Source organism: Longispora fulva (assembly GCF_015751905.1).
In the GTDB taxonomy this organism is placed as follows: Bacteria; Actinomycetota; Actinomycetes; order Mycobacteriales; family Micromonosporaceae; genus Longispora; species Longispora fulva.
Genome location: NZ_JADOUF010000001.1, coordinates 4,391,235 through 4,403,099, shown reverse-complemented (window position 1 = coordinate 4,403,099; position 11,865 = coordinate 4,391,235). Strand labels below are relative to the sequence as shown.

General features: G+C 73.2%; 14 protein-coding genes. 7 read left to right on the top strand and 7 right to left on the bottom strand.

The features are described 5' to 3' along the window. Positions 1-11: 11 nt before the first annotated feature. Entirely contained in the window at positions 12-590 is a 579-nt protein-coding gene (locus tag IW245_RS19545; protein WP_197004612.1) for an alpha/beta hydrolase, read from the bottom strand. A gap of 181 nt (positions 591-771) precedes the next feature. Between IW245_RS19545 and IW245_RS19540 the strand changes: the two genes are divergently transcribed. From IW245_RS19540 to IW245_RS19520, 5 genes are read left to right on the top strand one after another with little or no spacing between them, the layout of a single operon-like run. After that, on the top strand, positions 772-2,001 hold the full coding sequence (locus IW245_RS19540; protein WP_197004611.1) for an NAD(P)/FAD-dependent oxidoreductase: 1,230 nt from the start codon (positions 772-774) through the stop codon (positions 1,999-2,001). Beyond that, positions 1,998-2,705 (top strand): DUF1365 domain-containing protein, encoded by a 708-nt coding sequence (locus IW245_RS19535; RefSeq protein WP_197004610.1) that lies wholly within the window; start codon positions 1,998-2,000, stop codon positions 2,703-2,705. The genes IW245_RS19540 and IW245_RS19535 overlap by 4 nt, the downstream gene beginning before the upstream one ends. Beyond that, a complete protein-coding gene (locus tag IW245_RS19530; RefSeq protein ID WP_197004609.1) occupies positions 2,702-3,907 on the top strand; it encodes an SAM-dependent methyltransferase in 1,206 nt (401 codons plus the stop codon). Before IW245_RS19535 ends, IW245_RS19530 begins: the two co-directional genes overlap by 4 nt. Further along, on the top strand, positions 3,904-5,169 hold the full coding sequence (locus IW245_RS19525) for an SAM-dependent methyltransferase (RefSeq protein ID WP_197004608.1): 1,266 nt from the start codon (positions 3,904-3,906) through the stop codon (positions 5,167-5,169). The genes IW245_RS19530 and IW245_RS19525 overlap by 4 nt, the downstream gene beginning before the upstream one ends. Beyond that, positions 5,162-5,890, top strand: coding sequence for a DUF1295 domain-containing protein (locus IW245_RS19520; protein WP_197004607.1), 729 nt, complete (start codon positions 5,162-5,164; stop codon positions 5,888-5,890). The genes IW245_RS19525 and IW245_RS19520 overlap by 8 nt, the downstream gene beginning before the upstream one ends. A gap of 37 nt (positions 5,891-5,927) precedes the next feature. Here the strand turns inward: IW245_RS19520 and IW245_RS19515 are convergent, their stop codons facing one another. From IW245_RS19515 to IW245_RS19495, 5 genes are read right to left on the bottom strand one after another with little or no spacing between them, the layout of a single operon-like run. After that, positions 5,928-7,235, bottom strand: a complete 1,308-nt coding sequence (locus IW245_RS19515) for a cryptochrome/photolyase family protein (RefSeq protein ID WP_231398869.1) — start codon at positions 7,233-7,235, stop codon at positions 5,928-5,930. A gap of 17 nt (positions 7,236-7,252) precedes the next feature. Continuing rightward, positions 7,253-7,981, bottom strand: coding sequence for an ABC transporter permease (locus IW245_RS19510; RefSeq protein ID WP_197004606.1), 729 nt, complete (start codon positions 7,979-7,981; stop codon positions 7,253-7,255). Then, a complete protein-coding gene (locus IW245_RS19505; RefSeq protein WP_197008590.1) occupies positions 7,978-8,886 on the bottom strand; it encodes an ATP-binding cassette domain-containing protein in 909 nt (302 codons plus the stop codon). Before IW245_RS19505 ends, IW245_RS19510 begins: the two co-directional genes overlap by 4 nt. 27 nt (positions 8,887-8,913) lie before the next feature. Then, the gene (locus tag IW245_RS19500) at positions 8,914-9,240 is read right to left on the bottom strand and encodes a hypothetical protein (RefSeq protein WP_197004605.1); all 327 of its coding nucleotides are present in this window, start codon (positions 9,238-9,240) and stop codon (positions 8,914-8,916) included. Continuing rightward, on the bottom strand, positions 9,237-9,428 hold the full coding sequence (locus tag IW245_RS19495) for a hypothetical protein (RefSeq protein ID WP_197004604.1): 192 nt from the start codon (positions 9,426-9,428) through the stop codon (positions 9,237-9,239). Before IW245_RS19495 ends, IW245_RS19500 begins: the two co-directional genes overlap by 4 nt. Positions 9,429-9,645: 217 nt before the next feature. Between IW245_RS19495 and IW245_RS19490 the strand changes: the two genes are divergently transcribed. Beyond that, positions 9,646-10,194: a DUF11 domain-containing protein gene (locus IW245_RS19490; protein WP_197004603.1), complete on the top strand. Its 549-nt coding sequence runs from the start codon at positions 9,646-9,648 to the stop codon at positions 10,192-10,194. A gap of 102 nt (positions 10,195-10,296) precedes the next feature. Here the strand turns inward: IW245_RS19490 and IW245_RS19485 are convergent, their stop codons facing one another. Continuing rightward, positions 10,297-11,295 (bottom strand): NADP-dependent oxidoreductase, encoded by a 999-nt coding sequence (locus tag IW245_RS19485; protein ID WP_197004602.1) that lies wholly within the window; start codon positions 11,293-11,295, stop codon positions 10,297-10,299. Between the two features lie 54 nt (positions 11,296-11,349). On the opposite strand from IW245_RS19485, the gene IW245_RS19480 reads away from it, so the two are divergent. Then, positions 11,350-11,778 (top strand): MarR family winged helix-turn-helix transcriptional regulator, encoded by a 429-nt coding sequence (locus tag IW245_RS19480; RefSeq protein WP_197004601.1) that lies wholly within the window; start codon positions 11,350-11,352, stop codon positions 11,776-11,778. Positions 11,779-11,865: the final 87 nt, after the last annotated feature.

Genomic DNA, 11,865 nt, shown 5'->3' with positions numbered 1-11,865 from the left:
CCCCGGCAGGGTCAGAGCTGTCGCACCGGGGCCAGCACCTCGGTGGCGAAGTCGCGGACCAGGGTGTGCCACCGCCCGGGGTGCCGGAGCATCGCGTGGTCGTCGTCGAGCTCGACGTACCGCGCGCCGAGCAGCTCCGCCCACTCGCGGGACCGGGCCGGATCCGTGGTCGTGTCCCGGGACCCGTGCGCGAGCAGCACCGGCCTGCCGGCCAGCGGCTGCCACGGGTCGCCGGGCTCGATCCACGGCGCGAGGGCCGCGACCCCGGCGACGGACGGCTCCCCGCCGGCGTGCAGGGCGGCCCGGCCGCCGAGGGAGTGCCCGACGAGGAGCACCGGGCGCGGCCCGAGCTGTTCGAGGGCCCACAGCACATCGGCGTACGCGTCGCGGTCCGCCCCGTTCCACCCCCGGTACCGGTACCGCAGCAGCCGGGTGGTCAGCCCGCTCCGGCGCAGCGCCCAGGCGAACGGCAGCATCCGCAGGTACGCCAGGAGGCCGGGCGGCCGGTGGCTGTCGGCCGCCCCACCGTGCAGCACGAGGACGACCGGTCCCGCACCGGCGGGCACTCCGCCGACGATCCTTCGGGTCATGCGACTGTCCTCGCCTCTCGGGTGCGGTGGGGTCTCCACCGTAGTGCCTTCGTCGCCGACCGCGCGCCGGACGGGTCGGGCCCGCACGCCGGACAGGCCGGACCCGCACGACCGACGGCCCCGACCCATCCGTCCCCGGTCCCGCCCCGAATGCACGGGTGACGGCTGACCTGGAGGAACGATGCGGCGACGGCGGGTGGCGGTGATCGGCGCGGGGGTGTCCGGCCTGACGGCGGCGTACCTGCTCCGGCGGGGGGCCGAGGTCACCCTGTTCGAGGCGGACGACCGGCTCGGCGGGCACGCGCACACCCACGACGTGGGCGGCCTGGCCGTCGACTCCGGGTTCATCGTGCACAACGAGCGGACATATCCCCACCTGCTGTGGCTGTTCGCCGAGCTGGGCGTGGCGACCCGGCCGACGGAGATGAGCATGTCGGTGCGCTGCGAGGGCTGCGGCCTGGAGTACGCGGGGGCGCGTGGGCTGCCCGGCCTGCTCGCCCGGCCGCGCAACGCCCTCGACCCCCGGTTCCTGGCGATGCTCGCCCAGGTGCCCCGGTTCCACCGCGCGGCCCGGGCGCTCGTCGCGACCGGGGACGACGACACGACGATCGGCGAGTTCGCCCGGGACTACAGCAGCTACTTCGTGCGGCACTTCCTCGTACCCGTCGTGTCCGCGGTCTGGTCCTGCGGCCCGGAACGGGTCGGCGACTACCCGGCGCGCTACCTCTTCGTGTTCCTGGAGCGGCACGGCATGTTGAGCGTGACCGGCTCGCCGACCTGGCGGACCGTGACCGGCGGTTCCCGGACCTATGTGGACCGGATCGCTGCGGCGCTGCCGGCCGCCCGGCGCGGCGTCCCGGTGCGGTCCGTGACCCGGGTCGCCGACGGGGTCGAGGTCCGCGACGAGGCCGACTTCGTCCAGCGGTACGACGCCGCCGTGATCGCCACCCACGCCGACCAGGCACTCGCCCTGCGCCCGGACGCCAGCCGGGCGGAGAAGGAGATCCTCGGCGCGTTCGGCTACTCGCGCAACGAGACCCTGCTGCACTCCGACGCCTCGGTCCTGCCCCGGCGCCGCCGGGCCCGCGCGTCGTGGAACTACCTGCTGCCCGCCTGCGACCCGGGCGCCGGCCGGCCGGTGGTCAGCTACGACATGAACCGCCTGCAACGCCTCGACGCGGCCGGCGAGCACGTGGTGACCCTCAACCCCGACGGCCGCGTCCACGGGGACGCCGTGCTGGCCCGGATGGTCTACCGGCACCCGGTCTACACGGCCGAGGCGGTCGCCGCCCAGCGCCGGCTGCCCGAGATCTCCGACGCCACGGTGGCCTACGCCGGCGCGTACCACGGCTGGGGCTTCCACGAGGACGGCTGCCGCTCGGGGTTCGACGCCGCCGGGAGACTGGCGTGACGACGGCGACCCTGTACCGCTGCTCCCTGCGGCACGTCCGCACCGGCCCGGTCCGGCACGCGTTCATCTACCGCACCTACCAGTGGCTGGTGGACGTCGACGACCTGCCGACGATCCCGCGCCCGCTGCGCCCCCTCGCCCGGTTCCTCGCCGCCGACCACATCGGACGGTCGCCGTCGTTGCGCCGCAACCTCGACGACTACCTCGCGACCCAGGGCGTCGACCTGGGCGGCGGCCAGATCCTGATGCTCACCCACGCCCGGGTCCTCGGCCACGTCTTCAACCCGCTGACGGTGTACTGGTGCCACCGCCCCGACGGCACCCAGGCCTGCGTCGTCGCCGAGGTGCACAACACCTACGGCGGCCGGCACTGCTACCTGCTGCACCCCGACGCCCGCGACGCCGCCCACGTCGACAAGGACTTCTACGTCTCGCCGTTCCTGCCGCTGACCGGCACCTACCGGATGAGCCTGCCGCGCCCCGACCACCAGCTCGCCCTCACCGTCACCCTGCGGCCGGAGGGCGGCGCGCCGTTCGTGGCCAGCCTGCGGGGCACGCTGCGCGCCGCGACGGTCCCGGGCCTGCTCGCCGCGGCGTTCGCGACCCTGCTGGTGCGCCTGAAGATCCGAAGACAGGGCGTTTCGTTGTACCTGAAGGGCCTGCCAGTGATCCCCCGCACCCCGTCCGGAGAGAGAGCCCCATGACCCAGGTCGCGTCCCGTCCCGCCGCCGTCGACCCGGCGCGCTGGCCCGACGTCGCCGTGGTGCCCCGGGCCCGGCTGCGGGGCCGGATCGCCGCGGCCCTGCTCGACCGGGTCGGCCGCCGGCTGGGCCTGCTCGACGGTCCGGGTCCCACCCTGCGACTGCGCGACCCGCAGGCGTTCTGCCGCCGGCTCGGCCGCGACGGCCTGATCGGCTTCGGCGAGTCCTACCAGGCCGGCGAGTGGGACTCCGACCGACTGCCCGAGGTGCTCACCGTCCTGGCCGCGCACGCCGACGTGCTGGTCCCGCGCCGGTTGCAGTGGCTGCGCCGGTTCTACGTGGCCCGCCACCCCCGGACCGACGCCAACGACCGCGCGGGCGCGCGCAGCAACATCGCCCGGCACTACGACCTGTCCAACGACCTGTTCGGCCTGTTCCTCGACGACACGATGACGTACTCCGCCGCCCTGTTCGGCGGGCCCGCCACCTGGGACGACCTGGCCCCGGCCCAGCACCGCAAGATCGACCGGCTGCTCGACGCGACCGGGGTCGGTCCCGGCACCCGGGTGCTGGAGATCGGCACCGGCTGGGGCGAACTCGCGATCCGGGCCGCCCGGCGCGGAGCAGTGGTCCGGTCGGTGACCCTGTCGGCCGAGCAGCGCGACCTGGCCCTGCGCCGGGCGGCAGGCGCAGGTGTGGCGGTGACCGTGGATCTGATGGACTACCGGGACGTGCGCGGCGAGTACGACGCGATCCTGTCCGTGGAGATGATCGAGGCGGTGGGGGAGGAGTACTGGCCCACGTACGCCGCCGTGCTCGACCGGCTGCTCGCGCCCGGGGGCAGGATCGGGCTCCAGACGATCACGATGCGGCACGAGCGGATGGTGGCGGCGCGGTACACGTACACCTGGATGCACAAGTACATCTTCCCCGGCGGGCTGATCCCGTCCCTGCCGGCGCTGTCGGCGGTCTTCGGCCGCACCCGGCTGCGGATCCTGGACACTTTCGCCTTCGGGCCGCACTACGCCGACACACTGAGACTGTGGCGGGCCAGGTTCCTCGACCGGGCCGGCGAACTCGCCCGGCTCGGCTTCGACGAGACGTTCCGCCGCACCTGGAACCTCTACCTGGCCTACTCCGAGGCCGGGTTCGCGTCCGGCTACCTCGACGTGCACCAACTCGTCCTCGGAAGGGCGGACACATGATCGCGCCCCAGCTCGCGACCCTCTATCAGGCCATCACCGGAGCACCGCCAACGGTGCGGATCCGCGCGTGGGACGGCAGCGAGGCCGGCCCGACGGCCGGGCCGGCCCTCGTCATCCGCGACCCGCGCGCCCTACGCCGTCTGCTGTGGAGCCCGAACGAACTCGGCCTGGCCCAGGCCTACGCCGCCGGCGAACTCGACGTCGACGGCGACCTCGCCGACGGCCTGCGCCGCGTCTGGCGGCAGGTCCGCGCCACCGGCCGGCCCCGGATCACCCTCGCCCACCGGCTCCGCGCCCTGCGGCTGGCGGGTCGGCTCGGCGTCCTCGGCCCCCGGCCGTCCCCGCCGGAGACCCAGGCCCGACTCACCGGCGACCCGGGCAGCAGGGAACGCGACCGGGCGGCCATCGGCCACCACTACGACCTGTCCAACGCCTTCTACCAACTGGTCCTCGACGACGAGACGATGGCGTACTCGTGCGGCTACTGGCGCTCCGAGGAACCCGACTACACCCTCGCCCACGCCCAGCGCGACAAGCTCGACCTGATCTGCCGCAAGCTCGACCTGCACCCCGGCATGCGGCTGCTCGACGTCGGCTGCGGCTGGGGCTCCCTGACCGTGCACGCCGCCTACCACTACGGCGTGAACGTCACCGGCGTCACCCTGTCCGCCGAGCAGCTGGCCCACGTCCAGGGCCGGGTCGAGCGGCTCGGACTCCAGGGCCGGGTCGACGTGCGGCTCCAGGACTACCGGGACGTGCACGACGGCCCGTACGACGCGATCGCCACCGTCGAGATGGGCGAACACGTCGGGGCCCGCAACTACCCGGCGTTCACCGCGAAGCTGTTCGGGCTGCTCCGGCCCGCCGGGCGGCTCCTCGTCCAACAGATGTCCCGGGGCAGGGTCGCGCCCGGCGGCGGCGCGTTCATCGAGCACTACATCGCCCCCGACATGCACATGCGGCCGGTCGGGGAGACCGTGTCGCTGATCGGGGACGCCGGCTTCGAGGTCCGCGACGTCGAGGCGCTCCGCGAGCACTACGTCCGCACCGTCGCCGCCTGGCTGGAGACCCTCGACAAGCACTGGGAGGAGGCCGTGGACCTCGTCGGCGGGCCGATGGCCCGGATCTTCCGGTTGTACCTGGTCGGCGGGGCGCTCAGCTTCGCGGAGAACCGGATGGGCGTGGACCAGGTGCTCGCGGTCCGGCCGATGGCGGAGGGGGACAGCGGGATGGCGTACACCAGAGAGGGTTTCGGTGTTTGAGGCTCTCGCCGCCCTCGCGGTGCTGCTGGTGTTCTTCGGGATCGGCACGGCGACCGGCAGGCACCGGGTGGTGGACATCGCGTGGGGTCTCGCCTTCACCGCCGTCGCGCTCGTCGGCTACCTGCTCACGCCCGGGCACTGGCTGATCACCGCCCTGACCGTGCTCTGGGGGCTGCGCCTGGCGGTGTTTATCGCCTGGCGGTCCCGGGGCAAGGGCGAGGACCCGCGCTACGCGAGACTCCTCGCCGGCAAGGGCCGCTGGTATCCGCTGGTCATGGTGTACCTGCTGCAAGGGGCGATCGTCTGGTTCGTGTCCCTGCCCGTGCAGGTCGCCCAACGGCACGACGACGGGTGGTCGTGGTGGATGCTGCCCGGCGTGCTGGTGTGGGCCGTCGGGATGGTCTTCGAGGCCGTCGGCGACTGGCAGCTGTCCGCGTTCCAGCGGGCCGGCGGGCACGGACGGGTCCTGGACACCGGCCTGTGGCGCTACACCCGGCACCCGAACTACTTCGGCGACGCCTGCGTCTGGTGGGGGATCTGGCTGGTCGCGTGCGCCTCCTGGCCCGGTGCGTTGACGGTGCTGTCGCCGATCCTGATGACGTGGTTCCTCGTCGGCAAGACTGGCAAGCCGATGACGGAGGCGGCGATGTCGGCCCGGCCGGGGTATGCGGAGTATGTGGCCCGGACCAGCGGGTTCGTGCCCTGGTTCCCCCGGTCCTGACGGGTCCCGGGCCGCGGAGGGTGCGGCCCGGGACGCCTCACAGCTCGATGATCGGCCTCGGGTAGCCCTTCGTCCGCGAGCGCGGCAGCTTCCACGGCTCGTGCACCACCGGCCCCGCGAGGTCGGCGAGCTCCGGCACGTGGCGGCGCACGTAGTCCCCGCGCGGGTCGTGCTGGTAGCCCTGCCGGACCGGGTTGAACCGCCGGTACGGCCGGGTGTCGTTGCCCGTGCCCGCCGTCCACTGCCAGTTGCCGTAGTTGTTCGCCACGTCGGCGTCGGCCAGGTGCGCCATGAAGTGCGCCGCCCCCAGCCGCCAGTCGATCCGCAGGTGCTTGGTGAGGAACGACGCGACCACCATCCGGGCCCGGTTGTGCATGAACCCCTCGGCGGCCAGCTGCCGCATCCCGGCGTCCACCAGCGGCACCCCGGTCATCCCGGCGCACCACGCCGCGTAGGACTCCGGATCGTCGACCCAGTCCTCGACCACGTTCTTGAACGGCCGCGCGGTGAGCCGGGGGAACGCGTGCAGCACCTGGTGGTAGAAGTCCCGCCAGCACACCTGCCGGACGAACGCCTCCGGCCCGTCGAGCAACGCCCTCGGCGAGAGGGTGCCGAAGTGCAGGTGCGCGGACAGCCGCGACGTGCGGTCCCCGGCCAGGTCGTCGTGACCGTCGGCATAGGACTCCCAGGAGTCCCGCCAGGCGGCCAGCCGGGCGTGCGCGGCCCGTTCCCCGCCGGAGCCTTCCGGACCGTCGGTCGGGCGCACGCCGGGCGGCAGCGTGACCCGGTCCGGGGCCTGGGTCGTCCCCGGGCGCACGACGGCCTGCCAACGCCGCCAATAGGGGGTGAAGATCTTGTAGCTGTCGCCGCCGGCCGGGACCAGTTCCCCAGGTGGCACGACCGTGAGCTGGTCGAACAGCCGCAGGTGCAGGCCGGCTGCCGCGCACGCCGCCGCGAGTCGGCGTTGGCGAGCCTGCGCGAAGGCGGAGACGTCGGCGGCGCAGGACACCCCGATCGTGCCGGCCCCGGACCCGCGACCCGCGCCGCCGGCCCCGGACCCGCCGCCCGTCCCGTGGCCGGCCCGCAGCTCGCCCGCGAGCCGGAGCACCTCCGTCACCGGGTCGCCCCGCCGTTCCACCAGCCCCGCGCCCCGGGCCCGCAGCCCCGCCCGCAGATCCGCGAGACACCCCGCCAGGAACGCGCCCCGCACCGGCCCGGCGGCGATCGCCGGATCGTGCACGAACAGCGGCACCACGTGCCGGGCGGCGGACACGGCGGCGGTCAGGGCCGGATTGTCGGCGAGCCGCAGGTCCCGGGTGAACAGCACGATCGCCGTGTCCATCATGGGGGAATTATGCTGGATCACGCGTCCCGGTACGTGAACGACAGGTACGCCAGCCCCGCCACCACCAGACTCCACAGCCCGAAGATCCCCAGCGCGCCCCACGCGTCCCCGGCCATCGTGAGAGCCTGCCCGGCGTTGCCGAACGGGAACAGGTCCACGAGCCAGGGCGCCTTCTCCCCGAGTACCACGGTGAGGGGCGTCTCCACCACGAAGGCGACGACGAGCGGCAGGACGATGCCCAACGCGGTGTTCCGGCTGATCCCGGCGATCCCGAAGCCCCACGCCAGCCAGCCGAGCGCGACGAGCACCACCCGCACGGCGAGCCCGCCCACCCCGCCGCCCCCGGTGCCGTCGAACCCGAGCCGCCAGCCGGCGGCCCCGACGACCGCGACGCAGACCACGGCCGCCAGCACCAGCACGGCCACCGTGACCAGGGCGGTGACCGCCAGCTTGGCCGCGAACACCGTCGGCCGGCGCGGGAACAGGGTCAGCGTCGAGCGGATCGTGCCGAACCGGTACTCCTGGCCCAGCGCCTGGGCCCCGAACGCCGCGAACAGGAACCCGCCGATGCTCAGCGGCGTCACCAGCCCCGCCGCCAGGTTCCGCGCTGGCACCGGATCGGCGTCGCCGATCGACACGAACAGGGTCTGCAACCCGGCGGCGACCAGCACCACCAGGGCTCCGATGATCCAGGTACCGGGCACGGACGTGATCCGCCGCCACTCGTACCGCAGCGCCGAGGTCACTGTGCCTCCCGGGTCGCGTACTCCTGGTGGTCGCTGGTCAGCTCCAGGAACGCCTGCTCCAGGCTCGCCGTCCTGGCCAGCAGCTCCCGGACCGGCAGCCCGGCGTGGAAGGCGATCTCCCCCACGGTGTCGGTACTCGCCCCGGCCACGGCGACCGCGTCGGCCCCCTCCCGCACGGCGGACAGCCCCTGCGCGGCGAGCCGGTCGATCAACAGCCCCGGATCGGGCACCCGGACCAGCACGTCGTTGCGGGTACTCCGCGCCACGAACGCGCCCAGCGGCTCGTGCGCGATGAGCTTCCCCTTGCCGATCACCACCAGGTCGTCGGCCATCAGCTGCATCTCCGACATCAGGTGGCTGGAGACGAACACCACCCGACCGGTGCCGGCGTACGCCCGGAGGAACTCGCGCATCCACTGGATCGACTGCGGGTCGAGCCCGTTGGCCGGCTCGTCGAGCAGCAGCACGTCGGGCTCCGCGAGGATGGCGCTGGCCAGGCCGAGCCGCTGGCCCATGCCGAGCGAGAAGCCCCTGGGCCGCTTCCCGGCCACCGCGTCCAGGCCGACCTGCTCGATCACCTCGTCGACCCGGCGGTCGCCGACCCCGGTGCCGGCGGCGAGCATCCGCAGGTGGTTGCGGGCGGAACGGTTCGGGTGGAAGGACTTGGCGTCGAGGTGCGCGCCGACCACCCTGCCGGGCACCTCGTGGTCGAGGAGGGGCCGCTCCTCGAACAGTGTCCTGCCGTCGCCCCGGTCGAGACCGAGCATGAGCCGCATCGTCGTGGACTTCCCGGACCCGTTCGGGCCGAGGAAGCCGGTCACCCTGCCCGGCTGGAGCACGAAACTGACGTCGTCCACGGCGCGTTTGGCCCCGAAGGACTTCCCGAGCCCGGCGGCCTCCACGATCATGGGGAGAATCCTAGGGACTTTTCCTTACTGTTGCAGCCATAACTCCCAGCCCGTGCCGGCGGGCCGCAGCAGGTACGTGTGCCGCTGGTCGAGCTGTTCGTCACCGTCCGGGGTCGGCAGCGCCCAGATCGGCGAGCCGAGGAACGTCAGCCGGGCCCGGGTCCACTGGCCGCCGCGGATCGTCCAGCCGTAGCCGTCGTGGTTGAGCTGGTAGGTGGTGTCCGGCTCCAGCCAGTACACGTGGTTGCCGGAGGACTCCAGCCGCAGACTGGTGATCCGGTGCAGTCCGAGATGGTCGTCGTACGCGGTGTCGACAGCCCCGATGGGTGTCGTCGTCAGATACTCGGTCACGTCGCCTCCACGACCTTCACGCGCCACACGCCCCGGCGGACATTGCGCCCGGCACGCTTGAACTCGAATTCGGCGATCGCGTTCTGCCGGTTGCGGTGTTCGACGATTTCCAGCACCTGCTCCCGATCGACCAGCGTCAGGGGCAGTTGGGTCGTCACCACGAGCCAGACCTGCTGCCGATGATCCATTGTGAGGCTTCCTCTCCGTACGCCAATGTGTTGGATAGGGGCGTTACGTTCCAGGTAAGCGGGGTAGGGCACACAAATCCGAGTTACTGTCGCCTACCTGTCATCCACGTGAGTTTTCATTCACGTGCCGGTGGGCAACCGTACAAATTCCGACCGGAAATAAACGGTGACGGCGCGCCTTCCGGGGAGCCCGGCCCCGACGCGTTACGCATAGCGGATGTACGCACTCAGAAGCCTCTTCCCCGCCATTCTCCTCGGCGGAATCGTCCTCGGCCAGGGCGCCCCGGCCGCCGCTGAGCCGAACCTCAGCATCGCCGTGGACGACGGCCGGGCCAGTGTCCGGGCGGGGGAGCGGCACGAGTACACGGTCACCGTCCGCAACGCCGGTACGGAGTCCGCGAAACTGCTCGTGGAGGTCGGCGTACCCGTCGGAGTGGAACTCACGCCGCGCAGCCACGGCGCCGAGACGGACGGCACCCGGGTCCGCTGGCCGGTGGAGGTGGCCCCCGGCGGCACGACCCGGGTCCGGCTCGCCGGCCGCGCCCCGGCCCTGCCCGACGGCCAGCGCCGGCTCGCGCTGACCGCGTGCGCGCTGCCGGTGCGCAGCGGGCCGGCGGCGGCGTGCGCGACGGACATGAACGCCGTGACCACCCGGCCACCGGTCCGGCCGGCCGACCCGGCGTGGAGCCTCGCGGGCGGGGCGGGAGCGGTGCTGCTGGTCGCCGGGGGCGGGGCCTGGGCCTGGCGCCGCCGCCGGGCGACATAGCGGCTCCGGCCCGAGGCGTCTCCGGCCCCGAGACGACTCCGCCACGGTCGACGGACAGCGCGAGGCCGGCCCGGGAACCCGGACCGGCCTCGTCGTTTCCTCTTACAGGCGGACCAGCATCTTGCCGGTGTTCGCGCCCCGCATCATCCCGAGGAACGCGTCCGGCGCGCCCCCGATCCCGTCCACAATGGTCTCCTCGGCCCGCACCTCGCCGTTGGCCAACCACCCGGCGACCTGCTGGACGAACTGCGGCGCCAGGTCGTTGTGGTCCCCGACCAGCATCCCGCGCAGCGTCAGCCGCTTGCCGATCGCCAGCGCGAGGTTGCGCGGCCCGGGCACCGGCTCCGTCGCGTTGTACTGGCTGATCGCCCCGCACAGCGCCGCCCGGCCGTGCACGTTCATGGCGCCGATCGCGGCTTCCAGGTGATCGCCGCCGACGTTGTCGAAGTAGACGTCGACCCCGTCCGGGGCGGCCTCGCGCAGCTGTCCACGCAGGTCACCGGCCCGGTAGTCGATCGCGGCGTCGAAGCCGAAGTCCTTGACCAGCCGGGTGGCCTTGTCCGGTCCGCCGGCGGAGCCGATGACCCGACCGGCGCCGAGCAGCCGGGCGAACTGGCCGACCAGGCTGCCGACCGCGCCGGCGGCACCGGACACGAACACCGTCTCGCCAGCCTTGAGTTCGGCGACGGCGAGCAGCCCGGCGTACGCCGTCAGGCCCGGCATCCCCAGCACGCCGAGGTACGCCTGCGCCGGGGCGAGGGTCGCGTCGACCACCCGGACCCGGTTGGCGTCCAGCAGCGCGTACTCCCGCCAGCCCAGGCCGTGCAGCACCGTCGCGCCGACCGGCACGTCGGGGGAGTCGGAGGCCACGACCTCGCCGACCGCGCCGCCGTCCATGACCGCGTTCAGCGCGAACGGCGGCACGTAGGACTTGACGTCGTTCATCCGGCCCCGCATGTACGGGTCGACGGACATGAACGTGTTGCGGACCACGACCTGACCGGGGCCCGGCTCCGGCACCTCGGCGGTGACCAGGGCGAAGTCGGAGGGCTTCGGCTCGCCGACGGGACGGGACACAAGGTGGATCTCACGACTCAGCATGCGACCGACACTATCACAGTTGCGTGCGCACGCACATACCACTAGGCTGGGGTGATGTTCGATACAGAGGAAGACCGGGCCTTCTACGGGCTGATCTGGGCCGGCAACGCCCTGACCTGCCTCGTCGACAAGGCGCTCACCGCGACGCACGCCATGCCCCTGTCGTGGTTCGAGGCCCTGTTCTGGCTCGACCAGCAGACCGGCCCGGTCAGCCCCACCCAGCTGGGGGAGGCCGCGATGCTCTCCCGCAGCCGCCTGTCCCGGGTCCTCGACGAGCTCACCGCGCGGGGCCTCGTCGACCGCCAGCCCAGCCCCACCGACGCCCGCGCCGTCACGGTCGCCCTCACCGACGCCGGCCGCGCCCTCTACGCCGCCGCCGACGCCACCCGCCGCGCCGCCGTAGCCCCCTACTTCACCGACAAACTCGACGCCCAGGACACCGCCGACCTGATCCGCGTCTGGCGAAAGATCCGCAACCCCTAGACGGCTACTCCGCGTCCCTCCCCCAGCGCGCGCCGGCCGCCCGGAGCCCCGCCCATCCAGGGCGGCCAGCCCCCATCTTGATCAACT